Raw genomic sequence first — 24,454 nt, 5'->3', positions numbered from 1 at the left:
ATGACTCTCCAAGCCCAGCATCGTGGCTGCGCCGGGCGGGGGACAGGTCCGGAGTACCCGGACCGGGGGAAGCGACGGTTGCCCTTTGCGGCGCCCCACCGTCCGTCCCGCCCGGCCCGGGGACCGTACGGACCGGCGGACCCCCGCGCGGCGAGGCCCGGTCGGCCGGGCCGTGCGGGGGTCCGCGGCAGGGCTCAGATCAGCCCGTGGCGCATGGTGTAGCCGACGGCGTGGGCCCGGTTGCGCAGTTCGAGCCGGGTCACCACCTCGTGCAGCACGTTCTTGACGGTGCGTTCGGAGTACGAGGTCTTCTGCGCGATCTCGGCGGTGCCATAGCCCTCCGACACCAGTCTGATCATCTCTGCCTCCCGCGTCGTGAGCGTGGACAGCGAGAGCCCCCGGGGGTCGAGGACGGTGCGCTGGAGGCTGCTGACGTGGTCGAGGAGCTTGCCGAGCAGGTCGCCCGGCAGCACCCCCTCGCCGTTCGCCATCGCCGTGACCAGATGCACCAGGCTGTCCTGGTTGGCCTCGGCGCGCCGGAGTACGGCGGCGACACCGCACTCGATCATGGTCTGGAGCGCGCCCGACTCGAAGAACCCGACGACGAGTCCGGTGCGGGTGGTGGTGTTGCGCTGGAGACGCTGGAGCAGCTGGATGGTGCGCTCGTCCACCATGTCCACCACCACCAGCGAGACCTGGGCCCGGTCGCTCTCGGCCTCGTCCACCAGCTCTATCTCGGGGCGTGGGCGTATTTGATGAACCACACCGGTCCGCAGGATCAGGTCTTCCGCGTACACGGCCACGGAGACCCGGCCCCCGGGGACCGTCCTCGTGCCGCCCGCGGCGAGGCGCTCCGCCGCGGTGGGCCTGCGGTACCGGCCGCGGTCCGCCGTCCCGTTCATCGATTCTGCTGTGATCGTCATTTCGTTTGCGTGCCTGTCTGTCTCAGAAGCCTTGGTTCGATACCCCTGTTGCCGCGCTCGACCGCACCGGTTTCCGGCAGGGCGAACGGGCTCGCGGGAGGGTCGCCGGGACACCGGACCGTTGGGCCCCCGGGGCACCACCCCTGCCCGGTCGTTGCCCTCGCGTCTCTGCTGCTCGACCCTGGTGGCGGCCTAACGTCGCATCGTGACCACATCTGCCGAACTCGAAACGCCCACGGTGACGGTGTCGCCCGGCGCCGAAGCGACGACCACACTGACCGTGCGCAACGACGGCGACATCGTCGAGGCGTACACACTCGAAGTGGTCGGCGACTGTGCCGCGTGGAGCACCGTCGAGCCGGCGAGAGTGTCCCTCTACCCCGGCACCTCCGAGGTGGTGACCGTGCGGCTCGCGCCGCCCCGGTCCCCGGAGGTCCGCGCCGGTGAAATCCCGCTGGGAGTAAGGGTCCTGCCCGCGGAGCACCCCGAGTCGGTGGCCGTTCCCGAGGCCACGGTGGTGGTCGCCCCCTTCCACGAGCTCCGGGCGGACCTGGACCCGCGCAGGCGCTCCGGCTGGCGCGGCGCCCGCTTCCGGACCGCGGTGCAGAACCGGGGGAACACCGCGGTCGACGTGGCGTTCGCCGGGAAGCAGGACGGTGAGGAACTCCGGATCGCCTTCACCCCGGCCCAAAAGCGCCTGGAACCGGGCGAGTCCGCCGAGGTGGGGCTGCGGGTCGGCGCCCGCAAGCTGATCTGGTTCGGCAAGCCGGTGGCCTGGCCGTTCGAGGTCAAGGCCGCCGAGGGCGGCGAGGAGGGTACGCAGGAGCCCGGCCGCACCGAGACGGTGTCCGGCGAGTTCGCCCAACTGCCCGTACTGCCCCGGTGGCTGCTGATCGTCCTGGCCGCGCTGCTGGCGCTGCTGCTGGCCTGGTTCGCACTGGTCCGTCCCGCCATCCGCAGCAGTGCGGAGCAGGCGGTGACCAAGGCCGCGCAGGAGAAGAACCCCGACGGGAAGCAGGACGCCTCGGCGGGAGCTACGGGCGGCCAGGGTGACGGCGAGGGCCAGGGGGACGGCAAGGGCAAGCCCGGCACGTCCGGGGGTTCCGGCGGTTCGGGCGGCTCCGGCTCGGGAGGCGGAAGCGGTGGCTCCGCCCAGAGCTCGGCGACGATCGACGTGCAGACCGCCCCCGGGGCCAAGAAGGACAAGACGTACCGCGTCGAGAAGGGCAAGGTCTTCGGGATCACCGACATCGTCGTGGCCAACTTCCAGGGCGACGAGGGGGTGCTGACCATCTCCTTCGGCGCACGGAAGATCACCACCATCGCCCTGGAGACCTTCCGCAACCAGGACTACCACTGGGTCACCCCCATCGAGATCCAGGAGAACGAGACGGTCACCGCGTCCGTGACCTGTGCCAAGCCCGGCACACCAGCGACCGGAACCCAGGCATCCGGTTGCCACCAGGTGCTCAATGTCAGCGGTGAGCTGCGCGATCTCGCCCGGTAGAAACGGAGCGCCGGGGCCCCGGCTTCCCTTCGGAGGATGAGAACAGCAGAAATCCCCGCGGAGTGAAACCCGGCTTGCCAGGCGGGTGGCAGTTTCCTTCTCCTGTGGAGAGGGGAGGTCTGGACCTCTCGGTTGCTTTTCGGTGTCCGGATGGCGTGGGACTTTCGGTCCCCGACCCCTTCGGGAGTGCCGGGCAGTCGCGGGGGAAGGGCCAACTGCCTGGTCCGGGCGGGGGTTTCCGAACGGTCGGTCGGGGGCGATGGCGCGCAGGGAATTCTGGCTGGTTTACGTCTGTCCGATCCTGATTCGAGGCGGAAACGGATGGGCGGGCCGCTCCGGGATTCCCTGGTGCGGGGCCGGGGGAGACGTAATTCCTCTTAGCAGGGCATTCGCAAATTCCGTCGGATAACACGCCGGGTGAATGGTGGACGTCTTGTTGAAATGAGTTGTACACCTGGCCGTCATACGAGCGGCCTGGGGGAATGTGGCGCACGCCACGAGCGGTCCGGCGGGGGAAGCAATTCCCGCCGCACGGGTGCCTGGGAAGGCAGCACCCTTGCCCCGTGTCCAGGACCTTGAGACCTACTGTCCGCCACGGCCGCCGGGAAAGACTCGGCGACGAACGAACGACCACGCGAAGGAGCGAGCATGCCGTCGTACCTCACCCCCGGTGTATACGTGGAGGAGGTGCAGTCCGGAGCGCGGCCCATCGAGGGAGTCGGCACCGCGGTCGCAGCCTTCGTCGGTTTCGCGGAGTCCGGCCCCTTCCACCAGCCGACGCTGGTGACGAACTGGGACCAGTACGTCCAGACCTTCGGTACCTTCACCCCCGACACGTATCTGACGCCCGCGGTCTACGGCTACTTCGCCAACGGCGGCGGTGCGGCCTACATCGTGCGCATCGGCGGTCCCGCCGAGGGGTCGGAGCAGGGCCAGGCGGCCGGGGCGGTCGCGTCCGCCGCCCTCGGGGGCTTCCAGGTCTCCGCGCGGCCCGGCGCGAGCGGCGAACTCTCCGTGGAGGTCGCCGACGCCGAGGGCGAGAACCCTCCGGAGGACCGGTTCCGGCTGCTGGTGCGCCAGGCAGGCAAGGTGGTGGAGACCTTCGAGGTCTCCAGCCGCAAGAACGTCAAGGGCTACCTGGTCACCCAGACCCGCCAGTCCAAGTTCATCCAGGTCACCGAGCAGCCCGGTGCCACCCCGGCCCGCCCGGAGAACCAGACCCTCGCCCTCGCTCCAGCCGCCGCTCCGGGCGCCGGGGTCGCCCGGCTCGACGCGGCGGAGTACGTCGGTGACGCCAGCGCCCGTACCGGGTTCGCCGGTCTTGAGGCGATCGACGAGATCACCATGGTCGCCGTCCCGGACCTGATGAGCGCCTACCAGCGCGGGGACCTCGACGCCGACGGCGTCAAGGCCGTACAGCTGGCGGTGATCGCGCACTGCGAGCAGATGGGCGACCGGGTCGCCGTCCTGGACACCCCGCCCGGCATGAACGCCCAGCGCGTCCGCACCTGGCGCAACGACGACGCCGGGTACGACTCGCGCTACGCGACCGTGTACTACCCGTGGCTGAAGGTCTTCGACCCGGCCTCCGGCCAGAACGCCCTGGTGCCGCCGAGCGGTCACGTCGCCGGTGTCTGGGCGCGCAGCGACGGCGAGCGCGGTGTGCACAAGGCCCCCGCCAACGAGGTCATCCGCGGAGCGCTGGACCTGGAGGTCCGCCTCAGCAAGGGCGAGCAGGACCTGCTCAACCCGATCGGTGTCAACTGCGTGCGCGCCTTCCCCGGGCGCGGCATCCGGATCTGGGGCGCGCGCACCCTCGCGTCCGACCCGGCCTGGCGCTACCTCAACGTGCGCCGCCTCTTCAACTACCTGGAGGAGTCCATCCTCCTGGGCACCCAGTGGGTGGTGTTCGAGCCGAACGACGACCGCCTGTGGTCGAGCATCCGGCGTAATGTCACCGCGTTCCTCACCGAGGAGTGGCGCCGGGGCGCCCTCTTCGGCCGCACGGCCGAGGAGGCGTTCTACGTCAAGTGCGACCGTGACAACAACCCGCAGGAGTCGATCGACCTCGGTCAGGTCGTCTGCGAGATCGGCGTCGCCCCGGTGAAGCCCGCGGAGTTCGTGGTCTTCCGCCTCGCGCAGTTCTCCGACAGCACCAGCCTCGTCAACGAGTGACCCGGCAGGGTCCGCAAGAACGGAACAGGTGACACAGAGTCATGGCAGAGGGCGATGCTCTTTCCACACACGTCTTCGGCGTGCAGCTCGGCGGCTATCTCGTCGAGTCGATCCAGGAGATCAGCGGCCTGACGGTCGAGGAGGAAGTCGTCGAGGTCCGTCAGGTGACCGCCGAGGGCAAGCAGATCATCCGCAAGCAGCCCGGCGCACGCCAGGCGGGCGAGGTGACCATCACCCGCGGGCTCGACAAGAGCAGCGAGTTCACCAAGTGGATCAAGGAGACGCTCAACAACGGGGCGGTCGACACCGCGCGCCAGAACCTCACCATCGAGATCAAGGACTCCAAGGGTGACACGGTCCGGCGCATCCAGCTGATGCAGGGCTGGGCCAGCAAGTGGGAAGGCCCGTCGCTGAAGGCCGGTGAGTCCAGCGCCGCCACCGAGTCGGTGACCATCACCTTCGAGGAGATCGTGGTCGAATGAGGCGCCGGACCGTTACGTCGGGCGGGCTCGACGAAGTCCTCGACAGCCTCGCCTCGGCCACGTCCGCCGCACGGGAGGAGGCGCAGGCCCAGACACCCGCGCCTCCCGCCGCCCGGAGCCAGCAGCCCGATCTGCGTACGGAGTTCGAGTTCGAGCTCCCGCGCGGATACGTCGATGACGACGGGCAGGTCCACCGGACCGGCTCGATGCGGCTGGCGACGGCCCGCGACGAACTGCGCCCGCAGATCGACCTGCGGGTGAAGGAGAACCCGGCGTACCTGAGCGTGGTGCTGCTGAGCCAGGTGATCACCCGGCTCGGCACCATCACCGATGTGCACGTCGGGGTGGTCGAGCGGATGTACGCCACGGACGTGGCGTTCCTCCAGGACTTCTACCGCCGGATCAACAGCGAGGGCCACACCCACGCGGCGGTGACCTGTCCGCTGTGCCAGGGGTCGTTCGAGGTGGACCTCTCGGGTGGGCGCCTGGGGGAATCGTGACGTACGCCCTTCCCCGCTTGCGGGAGGAGATCGCGTACATCGCCTACCACTTCCACTGGCAGCGAGAGGACATTCTCGACCTCACCCACGGCGAGCGTCAGGAATGGGTGCGGGAGATAGCGCGGATCAACACCCGCGTCAACGAAGGCGGGTGATCGTGTGGGGTTCGGAAGCTGGTTGCGCAGGGCGGACCGGGAGCGGTCCGGGGCGCCGCCCCGGGACGGGGCCGGCACCGGCCACACCCAGGAGCCGGAACCGGCAGCGGAATCCGGCCGGGGCGACGGCGGGGCCGCGCGGACGGCCGGTGACTGGGACGGCGGCTGGCGGCGGGTCGCACCCCCGGCGGTGACCGTCGCCCGGTCGTCGATCGGGGTCAGCGACGGACTGCGCTTCAGGGACGGTCTCGCCTCCTGGCAGGACCTCGCCTTCGGGAGCGAACTCGGCCACGCCGTGCTGCCGTCCGCGCCCGTGGGGCTCATCCACGGCGTGACCCGCCCCGGAGCCGCGCGCTCCGAGACCCCTGGCGGACCGCTGCTGCTGCGTGCCGCGAGGACCGCGCCCGAGGAAGGGCCCGACACCGGGGAGGTCCGCCCGGCACCGGCGGCGGATCACACGACCGGCAGGGGCAGGGCGACCGGGAAGCCTGCCCCTGCCACCGTCCAGCGCTCCAGCAGGGCACCTGAGCGGCGCTCCGGCGGCACCCCCGCGCCGCGAACGGCTCCGCAGCGGCGTACGGGGACGGCCCCGGCCGCACCGGCCGCGGACCCGATCGCCGTGTCGGCCCCGGGGCGTCCGGCGGACCCCGTCACGAGCCCTGCCCAGGCTCCCCGGTCCCGGCCCGCGGCGGTACGCCCGCAGCGGACCGCGCCGCCCCTCATCATCGCCCGGCGCCCCGCGATACCGCTGCGGCAGATCGTCGGCATACCGCTGGCCGCCTCCACCCCCGCCGCCCCGGCCCCCTCGGCGTCCGTGGGAACGGGACCACAGGCAGCACCGCGAGCGGCAGGCCCCCGTGCGGCGCAGCCGGACCGGCCCGCTCCTTCGGGGAGCCCCCGGACCTCTGCGCCGGACGCCGCCCCGGCGGCCAGCCGCCCCAGCGCTGACGGCTCCGCCGTCGAGGCGGTGCGTCCCGCCCTGGGCCGCCCGCTGCGGGAACTGCCCGCGGGGGCGATACCCGCGGGCCGGGCCCCGCTGAGCGCGCCCGCGTCACCCGCCCCGGAAGGGCAGCAGACCGCGGGCATGCCCGTGGTCCAGCGCCAGGCGGCGGACACCACGGGCCCGGCGGAGACGTCCGCTTCCCCGTCCGCCAGCGCGCCTTCGCCCGCTGCCTCACGGGGCCCGGCGGGCAGGACGGCAGACCGCTCCTCGTCGGCTTCCCCGTCTTCTTCTTCCCGGTCTTCGACGGTTCCGGGAACAGCACCCTCGCGAGGCGGCAGCCCGGTGCCCAGGTCCGCACCGGACTCGCAGCCCGGCGGCTCGGGTGCGCGGGCCCGTGCCCGTGGCGGGATCGGTACCCCGCTCCCGTCACTCCCGCCGACCGCCCGGCTGGGCAACGACGCACCGCTGCTCGGCGACCGCGAGCGGACCCGGGCCGGAACCACGCGCCCGCGGCCGGGCACCACGCAGGCGCAGGGCCCCGGGGCACCGCTGCCCCTGGGCACCCCGACGCCGGTGTCCCCGAACGCCCCCGGCGACCTGCCGCTGCGCGCCCCCGCCGCACCCGCGAGCCCGCATGCCGCGGCCCCGGGCCCCGCGCCGGTGCAGCGCACGGCGCGCAGCGCCCCGTCGCACACCACCCCCTCGAACTCCACGCCCGGGAGCGCCACGGCCCCGGGCGGCACGCCCGCGAACGCCACGCCCTCGAAGCCCGCCCCTGCGGCCTCCGCTCCCACCCGGCCGGTACGCATCCGGCGGATCACCCCGGACCGGGCCCCGGGACGGGCATCCGCAGCGGCGGCCCGCGCGATGCCGACGCCGCCCGCGGTCCAGCGGTCACGCCCCCTGCTGACCAGCCGCACCCTGAAGGTGAACACCGGTTCCGGCGAGGGCTTCTCCGGACCGGCGGCGCGGAGCACGGCCCGCCCGGTCGTACCGGCCACCTGGCGTCGCGACACGCCCCAGCCGGTGCCCGCCGCACCGTCGCCGGGGGCCGGGAACCCCGGCGGCCCCCGGGCCGGGAACCCCGGCCCTGGCACGCACCGCCCCCCGACGACCGCACCCAGCCCGGCACCGCGAGCAGCGGCCCCCGGCGACACCGTCGTACGCACCCCCGCCTCCGCCTCCGCCTCCGCGCCCGACGCCCCTTCCGCATCGCGTCCGAGCACCGGACCGGCGCCGGATGCCGCTCCGGGCCCGCGTGTGCGGCCCGGCCGGGGGGAGCGCGGGGCGGGCGGCGGCTCACTGCTGCGACTCGTGCAGCGGTCGGTACGCGGTGGCGGGGCGACGCACGGGCCGGACGCGGGAACCGCCCTGGCCCGCCCGCGGACGGCGCCCCCGGCGAAGGGCCCCGACACCGCACACCGCCCCGGGCAGCCGTCCCCGCTACCGCCCGCGGCGGCGCGGCCGGCTCCACCGGTCCGGGGGGCGGCGGCGCCCTCCGGACCGCCCCGGCCGGCCGTTCCGGTGGTGCGTCCGCACCCACCCGCCCCGGACGGACCAGGGGCGCTCATCACCCCCGTGCAGCGCGCACCGCTGCCGGTGGTGCCCGAGTCCGCCACCGCCGCGCCCCTCGGGCCGGAGGCCGCGCCCGGTTCTGTGCCGCCGGGGCCGTCGGCCCTCGCGGTACGCGTCCCGCGGCGAACACCGGCCACCCTCCCCGCCACCACGCCCGCTCCGGCACCGCGTCCCGGCACCCGCGCCTCCGCCCACACCGCCGACGTGCTCCAGCGCGCCGCGGCCGACGCCGGAATCACCGGCGTTCCGGTGCGGGCGGTCCAGGCGAAACCCGCCGCCGCACCAGGACACACCGGCCCGGCGGCCCCCGCCGAAGCCGCCACCGCGGACACCCCCGCCCACCGGATCACCGGGGCGGACATCGAGGAACTGGCCCGCCGGCTGATCGACCCGGTGAGCCGCCTGATCCGCGCGGACCTGCGCAGAGGACGGGAGCGCACCGGGCGGCTGTACGACGGCCGCCGCTGACCGGCCCACGAACGGCCGGACACAGCAAGGAACTTGGAAGAAGCCGGGAAGAAGAGAAGCACATGACGGACAACATCTTCGCGACGAGCGTGTTCTTCAAACTCGTCATCGGGGGCAGCGACCTGGGAGCATTCCACACCTGCTCGGGACTGGGCGCCGAGGTGGAGATGGAGCAGTACGCCGAGGGCGGCAACAACGGCTTCACCTGGCAGCTGCCGGGGCGGATCACCTGGACCAACATCACACTGACCCGTCCCGTCACGGCCGATACGCTCAAGATCGCGCGCTGGCTCAACGAGACGATCCAGCGCGTCGAGCCCAAGGACGGCGAGATCGTCGCACTCCGCCCGGACCTCAGCCGCATCATCAGCTGGCAGGTGCACGGCATCGTGCCGGTCCGCTGGCAGGGGCCGTCCTTCGACCCCGCCAACTCCCAGGCCGCGATCGAGACGCTGGAGATCGCGCACGAGGGACTGGAACCGTCCTGATGGCCGTCATGTCAGAAGACGGCACCGGAAACAGACACCGGCGAGAACCGGGAGGAGGAGCGCCATGTCACCCGCTGTCCGTGCGAGCCGTGCTCGCGCCCAGCTGACCATCATGGAACCGCCGTCGACCGTCGGCGCCAAACCGGGCGGGAACCTCGCCCGGATCACCCTGCAGTTCAACCCCGCGAAGCTGTCGTTGAGCAAGAGCACCGAGTGGCGGCGCACCCCGTCCCGGATGGCCGGGCAGTCCGCGCTGCCCGAGTTCGTGGGCAGCGGCCCCAGGGCCCTGTCCCTGGAGGTCTTCCTGGACTCCACCGCCACGCACGACAACTCGGTCGAGAAGGCCGTGGAGCAGCTGATGCTGGCCTGTGTGCCCACCCCGAGCAGCCTGGCCCGCAAGACACCCGCGAGCCCCTGGGTCCGCTTCGACTGGGGTACGTCGAAGTCCACCTCCTTCGACGGGGTCCTCTCCAACCTGTCGGTCACGTACACCCTGTTCGATGTCGACGGGAAGCCGCTGCGCGCCACCTGCTCCCTGTCGATCGAGGAGGCGAGCGTCGACCCGGCCGGCCAGAACCCCACCTCCGGCTCGCGGGAGGCGCGGCGCACCCACCGGGTCGTCGCCGGGGACAGCCTCCCGCTGCTCGCCTGGCGGGAGTACGGTGACGCCACCGCGTGGCGCACCATAGCGGAGGCCAACGACGTGGACGACCCGATGCAGTTGACCCCCGGCACCGAACTGGTCGTGCCCGGACTGGAGGACCACGCTCCGGAGGGCAGCCGATGACCGCCCCCGGCCGTTCCTTCGCCGCCGACCCCATCGTCGAGGCCCCCGCCGAACTTCCGGCGGCCTGGGCCGCCCAGCTGGTGAGCTGTGTGGTGGACGAGAACGTCGGCCTGCCGGACACCGCCGTGCTGACGTACCGCGACCCCGACCACAAGCTGCTCACCGCCACCGGCATCACCATCGGCAACCCGCTGAAGATCTCCGTGGTCACCGTGCAGGAGAGGGCGCGCGAACGGCTGTTCACCGGCGAGGTCACGGCGATCGAGCTGGACAGTGACACCACCGGGTCGTTCACCGTGGTCCGGGCGTTCTCCAAGGCCCACCGGCTCCAGCGGGGCCGGAAGGTGGTGGCCTTCCGCAACATGAAGACAGCCGACATCGTCCGCAAGGTCGCCGCGGGCGCCGGGCTGGCCTGCGGGAAGATCGAGGCCGCGCCGATCACGTACAAGCAGCTGACCCAGCCCAACGTCTCGGACTGGGAGTTCCTCCAGTTCCTCGCGGGGGAGAGCGGCGCGCGGGTGCGGGTGGACGATCAGGGTCTGCTCCAGTTCGTGAAGCCGAAGCCGGCCTCGTCCGCCCCCGCGCCCGCCACCCCGGCGAGCCGTCACCCGATGGTCCTGGAATACGGGCGCAACCTGCTCGCCCTGCGCGCGGTCCTGACCGGCGCGGACGGGGCGGACAGCGTGGAGGTGCGGGGCTGGAACGTCGACACCAAGACCCGGCTGGTGGCCCGCGAACCGTCCGTCCGCAGCGACACGGTGGTCCCCGGGATGAGCCCGTCGGTGGTGGCCGGGGCGTTCGGCGCGGGCGCCCGGATGACGGTCACCGACACCCCGTACCGCACCCAGGCCGAGGCCACGGCCGTGGCCGGATCGGTGGCCGCCTCGGTGAGCTCCGGATTCGGGGAGATCGAAGCGGTCGCGGAGGGCAACCCGCACCTGCGGGCGGGCGAACCGGTGGCCCTCGGCAACGTCGGCCCGGCGTTCGCCGGACGCTACACCGCGACCGCCGCGCACCACGTACTCGAACCGAACGGCGGCTACCGGACGACCGTCCTGGTCAGCGCGGCCCCCGACCGCTCGCTGACCGGGCTGGCCAACGGCGCGAACGCGCCCTCGCGCGGCCCGCGGATGCCCGGCCTGGCGATCGGTGTGGTCACCGACATCCGCGAGGGGAAGACCGAACGCGGCTGGGTCAAGCTGAAGTTCCCCTGGCTCGACGACACCTATGTGACCGACTGGGTCCGCACCGTGCAGTGGGGCGGACAGGGCGGCGGCGGGGTGTTCAGCCCCGAGGTCAACGACGAGGTGCTGGTCGGATTCGAACAGGGCCTGCTGGACAGCCCGTACGTGATCGGCGGCCTCTACAACGGGGTCGACAAACCCTCCCCGCACGACGTCCCGCTGGTCGACGCGACCAGCGGCAAGGTCAACCGCCGCTCCCTGGTGTCCCGTTCGGGCAACCGGCTGGAGCTGCTGGACACACCGCGCGGCCCCTCCGGCGTCCGCATCGCCACCGGTGACAAGCGGCTCGACGTCCGGCTCGACGAGCGCAAGGGCGAGATCGCGCTGACGGTGTACGCCCGCGGCGGAAGCCGGGCCCTCAGCTCCGTGACGCTCACCTCGTCCGGCATCACCCTCGACGCGGGAACGGGCGACGTGAACATCAAGGGCAGCTCGGTGACCGTCAACGGCAAGACCGGTGTCACGATCGACGGCGGACTGCTCGGCGTACTCAAGGCGAAGCTCATCAGAATCAACTGACCTGCCGTCAGTCCGACGGCTCCGTCAGCCCCTTTTACCGGCGAGGAGAACCCCGACCATGCCCCCCGCAGCCCGCACGGGCGACAGCACCGCCCACGGCGGCGTCATCGGCACCCCGCCCCCGGGCGCGGTGGCCGTCGCCACCGTGCTGATCGGCGGGCGGCCCGCGGCCGTCACCGGGAGCCTGCACGTGTGCGTCGTCCCCCCGCACGCCGCACTCGGACCGGGAAACGTGATCATGCCCAATCCGGCCGCCGCGCTCGGCGGGCAGGTCCTGATCGGCGGGCTGCCCGCCGCCCGGATGCGGGACAACACCACCTGCGGCGCCCCCATCATCAGCGGCGCGCTGAACGTCCTGATCGGGGGCCCGATGTGAGCGGCAGCGGATTCATCGGACGTGGCTGGGGCTTCCCGCTGCGGGTCGGCGCCACGGGCGGCATCGGCATGGTGGAACGGGACCGGGAGATCGAGGAGGCCATCGGGCTCATCCTCGGCACGGCGCCCGGAGAACGGCCGATGCGCCCCGAGTTCGGCTGCGGCATCCACGAATACGTCTTCGCCCCCGGTGACGGCGCCACCGCCGGGCGCATCGCCCACGAGGTCCGTACCTCGCTGGAACGGTGGGAGCCGCGCATCGAGGTGACCGACGTGGTGATCGCGTTCGACGCCATCGAGGAGGGCACCCTGTACATCGACGTGCACTACACCGTGCGGGCCACCAACGACCTGCGCAACCTCGTCTTCCCCTTCTACACCATCCCGTCCTCCGAGGGCCTTGACGAAGCGGGAGCACGCTGATGGCCCTGCCCTCACCCAACCTGGACGACCGGCGCTTCCAGCAGCTCGTCGACGAGGCCAAGCGCTACGTCCAGCAGCGCTCCCCGGAGTGGACCGACCACAACGTGTCCGACCCCGGGGTCACCCTCATCGAGACCTTCGCGTACATGGTCGACCAGCTGCTCTACCGGCTGAACCGGGTGCCGGACAAGAACTACGCGGCCTTCCTCGACCTGCTCGGCATCACGCTGTTCCCGCCGACCGTGGCACGGGCCGAGGTCGACTTCTGGCTCTCCGCACCGCAGCCGGAGACCGTGCGCCTCCCGCCGGGCACCGAGGTCGCCACCGCACGCGGCGAGACGGAGGAGGCCGTGGTCTTCTCCACCGCCGGCGAACTGGCCATCGTGCCGAGTTCGCTGGTCCGGCTGGTCACCGCTCCCGCCTCGGGCGACCAGACCGACCGCACCGCACCGCTCGGCGCGGGCAAGGACATCCCCTGCTTCCAGCCCCGGCCGGAGCCGGGTGACGCCCTGCTCTTCGGGCTGCCCACCGCCGTACCCCGGTGCATCGTCGCCGTACGGCTGGACAGCAGGGTGGAGGGCGTGGGCGTCGACCCCCGCCAGCCGCCGCTGGTGTGGGAGGCGTGGGACGGGGCCCGCTGGGTGGTCTGCCAGACCGGCACCGACAGCACCGGCGGGCTCAACCGGCCCGGCGAGATCACCGTGTTCGTCCCGGCCGGGCACACCGCCTCGGTCACCGCGGGCGTACGCGCGGGATGGCTGCGCTGCCGGGTCACCGCACCGGAGCCGGGCCAGCCGTTCTACTCCGAGTCGCCGACGATCCGGGAGGCGGAGGTCTTCACCGTCGGCGGCACCATGGACGTCGAGCACGCCGAGACCGTCCTCGACGTCCCGCTCGGTACCTCCGAGGGCGTCGCCGGACAGCGGTTCACGGTGAGCCGGGCACCACTGCTGATGGACGGGGAGCCCCCGGTCGTCCAGGTGTCCTCCGCGGAGGGCTGGCAGGTGTGGACCGCGGTGGAGCACTTCGGCGCCTCCGCCCCCGACGACCGGCACGTGCGGATCGACGCCGTGTCCGGCGAGTTCGCCTTCCCGCCGGAGGTGCGCGACCCGGACGGCACGATGCGCTCCTACGGGGCGGTGCCAGAGAAGGGCGCGCAGCTGAGGGTGCCCCGCTACCGCACGGGCGGCGGCTCGGCGGGCAACGTCGCACGCGGCGCCATCAGCGTGCTGCGCAGCTCCGTGCCGTACGTGGCCGGGGTGGGCAACCGCGAGGCGGCCCGGGGCGGCGTCGACGGCGAGACCGTGGAGAACGCGAAGACCCGGGCGCCCCACATCCTGCGGGTCCAGGAGCGCGCCGTCACGGCCGGGGACTACGAGTCCGTCGCCCGTGAGGCCGCGCCCTCGCTGCGCCGGGTCCGGTGCCTGCCCGCCGTCGCGGGCGAGGCCGGGGCGGTCCGCGTCCTGGTGGTGCCCGACGCGGTGCCCGACCGGGGCGGCCAGCTCCGGTTCGAGCAGCTGATCCCGTCCGACTCCGTGCTCGCCGCGGTCACCGAACGGCTCGACGAACGGCGGCTGGTCGGCACCCGCCTGGTGGTGGAACCGCCCGCCTACCAGGGCGTCACCGTGGTCGCCCGGCTGGTGACCGCCGGCGGCGACGCGGACCGGGTCCGGGCCGAGGCGGTCGCCGCGCTGTTCCGCCACATCGACCCGCTGCGGGGTGGCGCGGACGGCACCGGATGGCCCTTCGGCAGACCCGTGCAGTACGGCGAGATCTTCGCGGTGCTCCAGAACGTGCCGGGGGTCGCCCTGGTGGAGGAGGTGCGCATGTTCCCCGCGGACCCGATCACCGGCAGGCGGGGGGCGGCGGTGCAGCGGATCGACGTCGCGCCGGGGGCCCTGGTCTTCTCCCACCAGCACCAGGTGGAGGTCACCACGAGCGGGGCGGGTGACGGCGCATGACCCGAGCCGCGGTACCCGGGCTCCCCAGCCGCTACCCGATCGGCGCACTGCTGCCCGCGCTGTACGCGGACGACGACCTGGCGCAGCGCTTCACTGCGGGTCTCGACACGGTGCTGGCGCCGGTCCTGTCCACGCTGGACAACCTTCCCGCCTACTTCGATCCTTCGCTCACCCCGTCCGACTTCCTGCCCTGGCTGTCTTCCTGGGTGGCGGCGGACGTCGACCCGGCCTGGCCCGAGGAACTGCGCCGGGCCGTGATCGGCCGCGCCGTCGAACTGCACCGGTGGCGCGGCACCCGCCGGGGCCTGCTCGAACACCTCCGGCTCTGCTTCGGTGTCGAGGCCGACATCCAGGACGGCGGGGGCGCCGCCTGGTCGAACGAACCGGGCACCCCGCTGCCTCCGGCACCCACCGGAGAGCTGCTGGTACGGGTATGGGCGCCGGACGGCAGACCGGTGGACGCGAACCGTGTCCGGGACGTCGTCGCCGCCTCATGCCCCGTACACCTCACCCACCGGGTGGACATCCTGCCCGGTCCACCGGACGAGACAGGAGGCTGACGCGATGCGCTCGTGTCCGGCGTGCGGTGCGGCCAACCGCGAGGACGACGAATTCTGCGGGAACTGCGGTTCCTACCTGGGCTGGTCCTCCCGGCAGCCGGACAGCACTCCCGCCGCTGCACCGGAGCCCACCGAGCCCACCGAGCCCACGGCACCGGAGACCGGTCCGCCCTCCGGTCCGGCTCCCGGTCCGGCTCCCGGTCCGGCGACCGGTCCGGCCACTGGCCGGGCGGGTGGTCCGGTCTCCGGGGCGGTGACCGGGTCCGTGCCCGAGCGCGCCCCCGAGCCGCCGCCACCGGTCCCTGAGCCACCGGCCGCACCGGCGCGCACCCGTGCGCCCGAACCGGCCGAGCCGTCGCCCCCGGCCTCCGCGCCGCCCCCCGCTCCGGCTCCGGAACCCGCCGCGCCCGCTCCGGAAGCCGCCCCGCCCGCCCCGGTGCGCCCCGCCCGGCCCGTCGCCGGGCCGCCGGAGCCGCCCGCCCCGCGACCCGCCGCGCCGCAGGAGCCGGTGGGCGCGGTGCAGCCCGCCCGGCCGGTCGCCCGGCGGCCCGTGGTGCGCCCGGTGGCGGCCGACGAAGTCCCCGACGGTCCGCCATGCCCGGCCTGTGGCACGCCCAACCTGCCGGACCGCCGGTTCTGCCGCCGCTGCGCGGCGCCCCTCCAGGTCAGGGAGGAGGCGGCGCCGCTGCCGTGGTGGCGGACCGTGTGGCCGTTCCGCCGCCGGGTCAGGAGCGGATCGGGGCGGTTGCTGCGCCGCACCGTGCTGGCGCTGGTCGTCGTCGGGCTGCTGTGCGCGGGCTTCCTGCTCGTCCCGGCCGGGCGCTATGTCTACGAGGACGTACGGGACAAACTCGGCAAGACGGCGGAGATCAGCCCGCGCAAGGCCACCGCGAGTGCGGACACCCCCGGCCACCCGGCCTCGGCCGCCATCGACGGGATGACCAACCAATACTGGGCGGCACCCGCCCTGGGCTCGTCCCTCACCTGTACCTTCGCCGAACCGTTCCGGCTGGTCGGCGTGGTGATCTACCCGGGAGTGTCCACCAAGGCGGCGGAATTCCGGCGAAGCGGCAGGCCCACCGAGGCCGAACTCGTCATCACGAACGCGGACGGCGACACCACGACGAAGAAGGTGAAGCTCAACGACAAGCCGGGCCAGTTCACGGTGCGGACCGGCATCAGCGACGTCGTCTCCGTGCGGCTGGTGCTGAAGGCCGCGGCGGGCCAGGACGAGGGCCCGATCGCCGTGGGCGAGGTGGAGTTCTACCGGCGCGCCTGAACCCGCCCCCGCGCGGGACCGAGCCGGCCGGGCGGGCCGGGGGACGAGTACCCCGTCCCCCGGCCCGCCCGGCGTGGTCACCTGAGCAGCTCCTCCGGCACGAAACCGGCTTCCGCGAGCCGCTGCCACAGCTCGTCCGGGACCGGGAAGCGGGCCGCGGCCGCGTTCGCCGTGACCTCGGAGGCCGAACGGCAGCCGAGCACCACCGAACTGACGGCTCCGTGCAGCAGCGGGAACTGGATCGCCGCCGCCGGCAGCGGCACCCCGTACTCCTCGCACAGCTTCCGGCACCGCCTGGCCCGCTCCAGCGTCCCGGCGGGGACCGGCCGGTAGTTGAACATGGCGCCGGGCGACGGATCGGCCAGCAGGCCGGTGTTGAAGACCCCGCCGACGACCACCGCCGTGCCCGTACGGGCACACAGCGGCAGCAGCGTGCCGAGCGCCTCATGGTCGAGGAGCGAGAAGCGGCCCGCGATCAGCACGACGTCCACCTCGAACTCCGCCACGTACGAGGCGAGCGGGCCGCTGTGGTTCATCCCGAAGCCGATCGCCCGGATCAGCCCTTCCTCCCGCAGCTTGCGCACCGCGGGGTAGGCGGTGCGGCGGATCTCGTCGGGAAACGCGTCCGGATCGTGGAGATACAGGATGTCGACGCTGGAACGGCCCAGCCGGGTCAGGCTCGACTCCAGGGATTCGCGGATGCCGCGTTCCGTCCAGTCGGTGATCACCTCGCCCGGGGAGCCGTCCGGCCGGGGGCGCAGCAGCCAGCCCGTCTTGGTGGAGATCACCGGGTCGCTGATCCCGGACGGACCGAGCAGACGGCCCAGGCGCTCCTCGGCGAGCCCGTGCCCGTAGCGCGGCGCGGTGTCGAAGTAGCTGATACCGGCCTCGGCCGCGGCCCTCAGGGTCGCGGCGGCGTCCGCATCGCCGACCTCCTCGAACAGGCCGCCCAGCGGGGCGGTGCCGATGCCGAGGCGAGGCAGGGCGAAGGGGAGCCGCCCGGTGGCGGTGGTGTCAGTCATGCCGTCTCCCACGGGGAAGTACAGGCCGCGCGGCCCGCGCGCAGCGTCATGGTCAGGGTCAGCCGGACGCGCGCGTTCCCGGCGAGGCCGACCCGGCAGTACGGTCCGCCGACCGGCTGTTCGGGACCGTCGTCCACGCGCACCGTGGCGACATGGTGCTCGGCGAACGAACCCGCCTGCACCAGCAGGGAGCGGGCCTCGCCGCCGAGATTGACCAGCTCCACCACCGTGTGGTCCGGGCGGATGTCCGTGACCAGCGCGGCGACGTCCTGCGGCAGCCCGGGACGGCGGGCCTGCGCGTCGTGGTAGCGCACATGCAGATGGGTCAGCCCGCCGTTGTACAGCACCTGCGGTGAGCCGGTGGTCAGCTGCAACAGGGCCTCGGTCACCACCGGGTTGAGGTGCTGCCAGTGGTGGATGTCCAGGGCGTCCGGACCGACCGCCGGGTCGACCGGGTCGCTCTCGATGGCCGCCACCCGCTCGGCGCAGCTCGCCAGCGCGCTGCGCAGCATCCGCTCCGGGAAGTCCGGGTTCCGGCCGTGCAGGAACTCGTACCACGGCTCCTCATGACCGGCCTCGTCCTTGATGCGCTGGGTGTGCACGGCCGTCCAGTCCCAGTTCGAGCCCGCGCGCAGCCGCTCGATCCGCTCCCGGTCGGCCTCCTCGCGGCTGAAGTGCCACAGCGAGAGCGGCAGCTGACCGGGCATCACGGTGAAGTCGAACCAGCCGGAGTCGTTGTGCCGCTGGGGCACCATCAGGGTGTGCTCGGCCGCCATCGACCGCAGATGCGGCTCCCAGCGCTCGCCCAGCGTGCCCATCTGGCCGGGCCCGCGCTGCTCGGCGTGGCGCAGCACCGAGTCGAGCGGGTTGCGGGCCAGGTCCAGAAAGCCGCGGTCCCCGGTGAGGAGCGTCGCGTTGGCCGCGCCGACCACCGTGGAACTGCCGACCGGGGACAGCCCGTGCGGCCAGGACCAGCCGTAGTGGCCGCCGTACCAGCGGCCCTCCAGGTACTGGCCGACCTCACCGTCCAGGCCCACGTTGTCGGGCACCACCTCGCGGCCCGCGAGCCGCTCCTGCCAGACCGCCACGTACTCGGCCACCCAGTCGGCGTACCGCCGCTCCCCGCTGAGCAGGAAGGCGTTGGCGGCGAGGCCGGTGGCGCCCAGATTGGCGATGGTGTCGCCGCGCCCCATCCGGTCCCACATCGCGCGGCCGTAGGCGCGAGCCAGCTCGGGCGAGGCGGCCAGCTGCTCGAAGGACGTGACGCCCTCGAACCCGTCCAGCGGCAGGCCGTACGGGTGCAGCGCCAGGCTCCACGGGAAGTACGGCTCCTCGTCACTGAAGCCGTACCGCGGACCCGCCGCGCCGTTGTGCGGTGCGCGCAGCAGCCGGTGCGCGGAGTCGTAGTTGGGGCCGCCCGGGAGATAGAAGTCGGCGAAACGCACGGCGAGTTCGCGCAGCTCCCGATCGTCCGGGTCGGCGAGGCACAGCCCGTAGAACAGCAGCAGCCCCTCGCCCTGGTGGAACCAGTCGTAGCCGCGCTCCAGGCCGTCCACCAGCATGCCCATCTCGGAGAGCTGGGCGGTGACCCCGTGCCAGTGGCGCCGCGAGGCGGTCAGCAACTCCGCGCTGCCGCCCAGCAGGTAGAGCGTCGGCCAGTTGAAGAACGGCTCGTAGAAATCGTCCACGCCGTCCCGGCCGTCCAGCCCCCGCCCGAGGGTGTCCCGGAAGACCAGCCGGCCGTCACCCTCGGTGTAGCGGTCGGCGAACAGCCGCCACGCCTTGTCCTGGAAGGCGAACAGCTCCCTCTCCAGGCGCGCCCACGCGGGCACATCGGTGACGCGCCGGGTCGCCTTCAGTAGAGGTCCGTGCGGCTCGCCCGTCGTGTGCGTGCCGTCGGTCCGCTCAGGCCTGAGCATCGAGTACACCCGCTCCCTCGTCACATTCGGATTTAACAATCGCCCATCGATAGCCGATGGTTAGACTCACTGGCAGGGAGCCGACGTGTCAATACTCCGGAGCGGCCCCGCGAGCCCCGACGAGGAGGCACACCGTGATCGACTGCCATGTCCACCTGTGGAATCCGGCCGACGGATTTCCGTGGATCAGACCCGGTGACGCACACCACCGCGCCTTCGGCCAGGGCGACCTGGAGCGCTCTGGTTCCGGTCTCGGCCTGACCGGGGCGGTCCTGGTGGAGGCCTCCCGCGGCGATGCGGGGGAGACCCTCGCCCTGCGTGAACTATGCCTGCGCCGACCGGACCTGGTCGCCGGATACGTGGCCAACCTGCACGTCCACGGACCGGCGGGCCCTGACGCGCTCCGGGCGCTGCTCCGGGAGCCGGGCCCCGGCCGCCCGAACGGGATGCGGCTCGGCGGCGCCGAGTGGAGCGGAACCCCGGAAGAGGCCCGCGCACTGGTCCCGCTGCTCGCGGAGAGCGGCACGGTGCTCGAACTCAACCTGTACCGGGGAGCCTTGACGGCCGCGGCCGAGGTCACCGCCCGGCATCCCGGCCTGACCGTCGTCGTCGACCACCTGGGCAACGCCCCGGACCCGCGCACCCCGGAGGCGGCGCAGTGGCACCGCGACGTCGAGCGCGCCGCCGCGAGCCCGGACGTGGTGGTGAAGATCTCCGGGCTGCTCACCCAGCAGCACGGCGTCCCGCCGGAGCGCGTCGCCGCCATGGTGCGGCACGTGGTGGACACGCTCGGCCCGGACCGCTGCCTCGTCGGCTCCGACTGGCCGATCTGCCTGCCGCGCGGCACCCGGGCCGACTCGCTGGCGGCGTCCCGCCCCGGACTGGCCCATCTGACACAGGAGCAGCGCCGAAGCGTGCTGCACACCACGGCGGTCCGGGTGTACGGACTCGCCGGGTGACTGACGGGCCGGGGGCGTGGTTGACAGTGCTCGAAGGGCCCTGCTTCGATTCTCTCGATGATCGATAGGCGATGAATACGGTCCGATCCGCCCGTCGAGAGTCGGCCCCGAGATCCGTGGAGCCGCTCCGCGGCACGGACCAGGGCTGTCCTGAGGGCGTCGAACGGCCGGGACCGGCCGGGCGGGCCGTAGCTCTCGATGTGATTCCATCGAGAGAAGATGGGTGCGTATTATGTCGCAACTGACGTGCCCCTGTGCTGGATTGGGAATTCATGGCATCTAACGCGTCGGGTGGGTTCGTCTCCACACTGGCCACCAACAAGGACCGTTTCCGCAAGACCCTGATTTCGGACCAGGTGTACGAGCTGCTCCGTCAGGCCGTGGTCGAGGGTGACCTCGCGCCGAACGACCGCGTGGTCGAGTCGGAGATCGCGCGGCGGCTCGGGGTGAGCCAGGCCCCGGTGCGCGAGGCGGTCAAGCGGCTCGCCCGAGAGGGCCTGCTGACGCATGTCCCGCGCCGCGGCCATTTCGTCGTCGAGATCTCCTCGCAGGACGCGGAGTACGCGCGGCAGGTGCGTGAGCCGCTGGAGGGCCTCGCCGCACGGCTCGCCGCGGAGCAGATCACCGAGGACCAGCTCGCGGTGCTCGACGCCCTGGTCGAGCGGATGCACCAGGCGGTGGCGGCGAACGACGTCAGCGGCTTCCGGGACGCCGACATAGAGTTCCACACCCTGGTCAGCGAGTACGCCGGAAATCCCTTCCTGGCCCGGATGTGGGAGGTCATCGAGCCGAGCCTGCGTACCCTGCGGGCCATTTCCGATCCGCTCTTCGACGGGGACTGGTGCGCGATGGCCGACGAGCACGGCCGCCTCGTCGGCCTGCTGCGGGCCAAGGACCCCGCCAGGGCGGCCGAGGCCTTCGCCGACCACGCGGCGGGCCGCGGGCCGGTGCCGGACGCGCGGGAGGCCAAGGAATCCCGCAAGCCTGCCGTGACGAAGAAGACGGCGGCCAGGAAGCCGGCGGCCAGGACGGCGGCCAAGAAGTCAGCGGTCACGAAGTCGGCGGCCAAGAAGTCAGCGGTCAAGAAGACGGCGGCCCGCACGACCGCGGCCGGAGCGGCCACGGCGTCGGCGGCGGCGTCGGACTGACCGAACGGCTGTGGGCCCGGTCCGGGATCTCCGGACCGGGCCCACAGCCGTGTGCGGTACGCGGTTACCTACGGGCGCCCGCGGTCCACTGGGGAGCCCCGTACTGGTAGGCACCCAGACTCGGCGTGGCGTCCGTCGAGCCGTCGTTGATGCCCGGGAGCGGAATCGCCTGGTTGCGTGCGGGGGATGCCGCACTCAGCCGGAAGTCGTGCTGCGCGGCATCGACGAACAGCGGATCGGTCTCGGCCGGAAGGTTGTTGGAGAGCACCAGCCCGCCGTCGGTCGCGCCCGCCAGACCCCGGATCGTACCGACGTTGTTGTAGATCTTGGTGCCGGTCGACTGCCCCGGCTCCTTCACGTAGAACAGCGTCATGCCGCCGGTGTTGTTGTACACACCGTTGTTGTGCGAGCCGGTTCCCAGACCGTTGAGCATCACCGTGCCCTCGCGGTTGCCCCAGCCCACGTTGTTCGCGATCACCAGATCGCTCTGGCCGTTGTCCGCGTAGACCCCCGAGATCCCGAAGGTGGTGAGGGTCGTGGCGGGCTTCGGGTCGTGCAGTACGTTGTGGTCGATGGAGGTGCCCATCATCCACGCGCTGCAGCAGGTGTAGATCGCGGCGACGTCGAGGCTGAGCCGGGCGTACCCGGAGATGTCGTTGTACGCGATCAGGTCCTTGCCGGGGGTGAGCCCCTCGACCTCGTTCCACTGGAGGTTGATGCCGCTGCGGCCGACGTCGGCGATGGTGTTGTGGGTGACGGTCTGGCTGTTGCCCTGCACGGCGATGCCCGCCGCGTAGGTGCCCATGTAGTCGACGTCGCGGATCACGTTGTCCGTCGCGGTGTTGTTCTGCCCGCGCAGCGCGATGCCGTTCCCGGCGCTCAGCGCCAGATCGCTGTTCACGATCTTGTTGAAGGTGCCGTTGAGGATGATGCCGGTGTCGCCGACGCCCCGGGTGACCGTGCTGCCGCAGTCCGTCGCGCCCCGGGTGATGTCCGTGTAGTGCGACAGATAGCGGCCGGTGATGCCGTCCAGAGTGACACCGGTGCTGGTGGCGCCGGTGCGCACGGTGGTGGCGAACAGTCCGACGCCCTGGACCGTGGTGTGACTGGCGTTCTCCAGGTCGAAGCCGTAGGTGCGGCGCTTGGCCTCGATCGTGTGGCCGCCGGGGTTGTCGGTGGAGTACACGAACAGGCGCTTGGCGGCCGGGTCGTAGAACCACTCACCGGGGCGGGCGAGTTCGCCGATCTTGCCGGAGAGCGCGTAGCGGGTCTCCTTGGGCACGACCTTGTGGACGCAGGGCGGTGCCTCGTTCAGCGTCACCGAGCCCACGGCGGATTCCTTCACCGTGGTGGTGGCCGAGATGTACCAGTACCCGGTGAGGGCGCGGGCACCGTTCCAGTACCCCGCCGGACGGGTCAGGGCCGTGTCGGTGATGGTGGCCTCGGCGCTGCCCGCCCCGGCGTACTGGAGCGTGGGGGAGAGCAGGTCGAGCCCCGGGTAGGGCCATTGGGCCTCGATGCCCATCTTCTTGTCGGTGAACACCTGCACGGTGGTCACGTCCTGGCCGAGGTCGACGTCGGTGCTGTAGACGTTCCCGGCCGCCACCGCCTCGCTGAACGGCGAGTCCGCCGCGAACGGGTCGGACGTGGCGATCTCGGAGACGTCGGCGGCGGTGACCGGCCGGAAGCCGCCGACCTTCGACGCACCGCTCACGGTCACCTTGGCACCGGGGGCGGCGCGGTAGGTGATCGGCTCCGCGGCGGTGCCGGAACGGGCCGGCACGACGGTCTCCTCGTACGTGCCGGACAGGATCAGACAGGTGTCGCCCGGCACCATCACGTCCGCACACCGCTGGATGTGCTGGAACGCGGAACCCCCGGTCTTGCCCCCGGCGTGGTCCCGGCCCGTGGGCGAGACGTAGTACGTCTGCCCCGACCGGGCCCTGTCCGGCTGGGCGGCGGCCGGCTGACCGGCCGCCACCACCATCAGGGATGTGAGCAGGGCGGCTGCGGACCAGGCCCCGGTGCGGGACCGTGTCCTCCAACTCCTCATCACGCTGTGGTCCTTTCTCTTCTCTCGGCTCTCATTCGGACGGGGAACGTCGAACCCGGTCGTCCCTTCCCGGTTCATCCCTTCACAGCACCGACGGTGAGACCGCTGATGATGTGGCGCTGCATGTAGATGAAGAAGATGACGACGGGCGCGACGGCGAGCAGAAGGTTGGGAAACACCTTCGTCAGGTCGGTCGAGTACTGACTGATGCCGGCGTAGACCGCCGTCGTGACCGTGTAGTGCCCGGAAGACGGGCTGAGCAGGATCTGGGGGGAGACGAAGTCGTTCCAGATCCCGATCGAGTTGAGGATGAGCACCGTGACCACCGCGGGACGCATCAGCGGGAAGATGATGGACCAGAACGTCCGGTACCGGCCCGCCCCGTCGATCGTCGCCGCGTGGTCGATGTCCACCGGAATGGTGCGGATGAAGCCGACGAACAGGAAGATGCTCACCGGAAGTGTGGACGCCACGTCGTGGGCGACCAGACCGGTCACGGTGTTCGCCAGGCCGATCTCCCGCAGCACGTAGATCACCGGAATGATCACGGCGGCGCCCGGGATGAACGTGCCCGCCAGGAAGTACAGCAGCACCAGCTGCGTACGCCGTTTGAGACTGCGTGCGATCGCGTACGCGGCGGGGCCCGCGAGCAGGATGCACAGGATGTCCACGACCACCACGAGGAACAGGGTGAAGCCGTATCCGCCGATCACGTTGAACTGCGGGCTGTTGATCGCGGCCGACATGTGCTCGAAGGTCAGCCCGCCCAGCGGAACCGAGAACGGGTTGTCGAGAATGTCCTGCTGGGACTTGAACGCGTTCACCACCAGCAGGTAGATCGGCACGATCATGACGACGAGCAGCACACCGAGCAGGACCCACCGCACCGGTGAGCGCGGCTCCTTGTCCTTCGTCTGCCCGGTGTCGTCACCCTTGGCCGGCCGGGCCTTGGTCCTCTCGCGGACCTCTGCCTCTAGTATCACCACCGG

The 24,454-nt window shown here is 72.2% G+C and carries 22 protein-coding genes; 16 read left to right on the top strand and 6 right to left on the bottom strand.

All coding sequences use genetic code 11. The features are described 5' to 3' along the window. Positions 1-194: 194 nt before the first annotated feature. Positions 195-923 carry a LuxR C-terminal-related transcriptional regulator gene (locus ACFVWY_RS25480; RefSeq protein ID WP_389876560.1) on the bottom strand — a complete coding sequence of 243 codons (729 nt, stop codon included), beginning with the start codon at positions 921-923 and terminating at the stop codon, positions 195-197. Positions 924-1,128: 205 nt separating this feature from the next. On the opposite strand from ACFVWY_RS25480, the gene ACFVWY_RS25475 reads away from it, so the two are divergent. The 5 genes from ACFVWY_RS25475 to ACFVWY_RS25455 all read left to right on the top strand — a co-directional run bounded on the left by ACFVWY_RS25475 (position 1,129) and on the right by ACFVWY_RS25455 (position 5,742). Continuing rightward, positions 1,129-2,430 (top strand): hydrolytic protein, encoded by a 1,302-nt coding sequence (locus ACFVWY_RS25475; RefSeq protein ID WP_389876559.1) that lies wholly within the window; start codon positions 1,129-1,131, stop codon positions 2,428-2,430. Positions 2,431-3,078: 648 nt separating this feature from the next. Continuing rightward, entirely contained in the window at positions 3,079-4,605 is a 1,527-nt protein-coding gene (locus ACFVWY_RS25470; protein ID WP_389876557.1) for a phage tail sheath family protein, read from the top strand. 41 nt (positions 4,606-4,646) lie between these two features. Then, entirely contained in the window at positions 4,647-5,087 is a 441-nt protein-coding gene (locus ACFVWY_RS25465) for a phage tail protein (protein ID WP_018553078.1), read from the top strand. After that, positions 5,084-5,587: a hypothetical protein gene (locus tag ACFVWY_RS25460; RefSeq protein ID WP_389876555.1), complete on the top strand. Its 504-nt coding sequence runs from the start codon at positions 5,084-5,086 to the stop codon at positions 5,585-5,587. The genes ACFVWY_RS25465 and ACFVWY_RS25460 overlap by 4 nt, the downstream gene beginning before the upstream one ends. Then, positions 5,584-5,742, top strand: a complete 159-nt coding sequence (locus tag ACFVWY_RS25455) for a DUF6760 family protein (protein WP_352276778.1) — start codon at positions 5,584-5,586, stop codon at positions 5,740-5,742. Before ACFVWY_RS25460 ends, ACFVWY_RS25455 begins: the two co-directional genes overlap by 4 nt. Positions 5,743-6,195: 453 nt before the next feature. Here ACFVWY_RS25455 and ACFVWY_RS25450 read toward each other — a convergent pair whose 3' ends face one another. Further along, positions 6,196-7,701 carry a hypothetical protein gene (locus tag ACFVWY_RS25450; protein WP_389876553.1) on the bottom strand — a complete coding sequence of 502 codons (1,506 nt, stop codon included), beginning with the start codon at positions 7,699-7,701 and terminating at the stop codon, positions 6,196-6,198. A gap of 562 nt (positions 7,702-8,263) precedes the next feature. Here ACFVWY_RS25450 and ACFVWY_RS25445 point away from each other — a divergent pair. From ACFVWY_RS25445 to ACFVWY_RS25405, 9 genes are all read left to right on the top strand, one after another. After that, positions 8,264-8,728 carry a hypothetical protein gene (locus ACFVWY_RS25445; protein ID WP_389876552.1) on the top strand — a complete coding sequence of 155 codons (465 nt, stop codon included), beginning with the start codon at positions 8,264-8,266 and terminating at the stop codon, positions 8,726-8,728. A 62-nt stretch (positions 8,729-8,790) separates the two neighbouring features. Continuing rightward, positions 8,791-9,216: a phage tail protein gene (locus ACFVWY_RS25440; protein ID WP_072486909.1), complete on the top strand. Its 426-nt coding sequence runs from the start codon at positions 8,791-8,793 to the stop codon at positions 9,214-9,216. Between the two features lie 64 nt (positions 9,217-9,280). Continuing rightward, positions 9,281-10,003: a LysM peptidoglycan-binding domain-containing protein gene (locus ACFVWY_RS25435; protein ID WP_389876550.1), complete on the top strand. Its 723-nt coding sequence runs from the start codon at positions 9,281-9,283 to the stop codon at positions 10,001-10,003. Next, entirely contained in the window at positions 10,000-11,766 is a 1,767-nt protein-coding gene (locus ACFVWY_RS25430) for a VgrG-related protein (protein WP_389876548.1), read from the top strand. The genes ACFVWY_RS25435 and ACFVWY_RS25430 overlap by 4 nt, the downstream gene beginning before the upstream one ends. Positions 11,767-11,824: 58 nt before the next feature. Then, positions 11,825-12,142, top strand: coding sequence for a PAAR domain-containing protein (locus tag ACFVWY_RS25425; protein WP_389876547.1), 318 nt, complete (start codon positions 11,825-11,827; stop codon positions 12,140-12,142). Then, entirely contained in the window at positions 12,139-12,564 is a 426-nt protein-coding gene (locus tag ACFVWY_RS25420; protein WP_389876546.1) for a GPW/gp25 family protein, read from the top strand. Before ACFVWY_RS25425 ends, ACFVWY_RS25420 begins: the two co-directional genes overlap by 4 nt. Beyond that, positions 12,564-14,525, top strand: coding sequence for a putative baseplate assembly protein (locus ACFVWY_RS25415; protein ID WP_389876545.1), 1,962 nt, complete (start codon positions 12,564-12,566; stop codon positions 14,523-14,525). Before ACFVWY_RS25420 ends, ACFVWY_RS25415 begins: the two co-directional genes overlap by 1 nt. After that, positions 14,522-15,085: a phage tail protein I gene (locus ACFVWY_RS25410; RefSeq protein WP_389876543.1), complete on the top strand. Its 564-nt coding sequence runs from the start codon at positions 14,522-14,524 to the stop codon at positions 15,083-15,085. The genes ACFVWY_RS25415 and ACFVWY_RS25410 overlap by 4 nt, the downstream gene beginning before the upstream one ends. A 4-nt stretch (positions 15,086-15,089) precedes the next feature. Next, positions 15,090-16,364, top strand: a complete 1,275-nt coding sequence (locus ACFVWY_RS25405) for an NADase-type glycan-binding domain-containing protein (protein ID WP_389876541.1) — start codon at positions 15,090-15,092, stop codon at positions 16,362-16,364. A 77-nt stretch (positions 16,365-16,441) separates the two neighbouring features. Here the strand turns inward: ACFVWY_RS25405 and ACFVWY_RS25400 are convergent, their stop codons facing one another. Both ACFVWY_RS25400 and ACFVWY_RS25395 read right to left on the bottom strand, forming a co-directional pair. Then, positions 16,442-17,386 (bottom strand): aldo/keto reductase, encoded by a 945-nt coding sequence (locus tag ACFVWY_RS25400; RefSeq protein WP_389876539.1) that lies wholly within the window; start codon positions 17,384-17,386, stop codon positions 16,442-16,444. Continuing rightward, on the bottom strand, positions 17,383-19,305 hold the full coding sequence (locus ACFVWY_RS25395; RefSeq protein ID WP_389876537.1) for a hypothetical protein: 1,923 nt from the start codon (positions 19,303-19,305) through the stop codon (positions 17,383-17,385). Before ACFVWY_RS25395 ends, ACFVWY_RS25400 begins: the two co-directional genes overlap by 4 nt. A 134-nt stretch (positions 19,306-19,439) precedes the next feature. Here ACFVWY_RS25395 and ACFVWY_RS25390 point away from each other — a divergent pair, with 134 nt between their 5' ends. Then, positions 19,440-20,264, top strand: coding sequence for an amidohydrolase family protein (locus ACFVWY_RS25390; protein ID WP_389876535.1), 825 nt, complete (start codon positions 19,440-19,442; stop codon positions 20,262-20,264). Positions 20,265-20,536: 272 nt separating this feature from the next. Continuing rightward, positions 20,537-21,412 (top strand): FCD domain-containing protein, encoded by an 876-nt coding sequence (locus tag ACFVWY_RS25385; protein ID WP_389876533.1) that lies wholly within the window; start codon positions 20,537-20,539, stop codon positions 21,410-21,412. A gap of 64 nt (positions 21,413-21,476) precedes the next feature. On the opposite strand, the gene ACFVWY_RS25380 is transcribed toward ACFVWY_RS25385, so the two are convergent. Together ACFVWY_RS25380 and ACFVWY_RS25375 are read right to left on the bottom strand one after the other, a co-directional pair. Further along, positions 21,477-23,465 carry a right-handed parallel beta-helix repeat-containing protein gene (locus tag ACFVWY_RS25380; protein ID WP_389876531.1) on the bottom strand — a complete coding sequence of 663 codons (1,989 nt, stop codon included), beginning with the start codon at positions 23,463-23,465 and terminating at the stop codon, positions 21,477-21,479. A gap of 74 nt (positions 23,466-23,539) precedes the next feature. Then, complete coding sequence (locus ACFVWY_RS25375; RefSeq protein WP_389876530.1) at positions 23,540-24,448, bottom strand: carbohydrate ABC transporter permease; 909 nt, start codon at positions 24,446-24,448, stop codon at positions 23,540-23,542. Positions 24,449-24,454: the final 6 nt, after the last annotated feature.

It is taken from the genome of Streptomyces sp. NPDC058195 (genome assembly GCF_042883525.1).
GTDB lineage: Bacteria > Actinomycetota > Actinomycetes > Streptomycetales > Streptomycetaceae > Streptomyces.
This window is presented reverse-complemented; position numbering and strand designations above follow the sequence as displayed.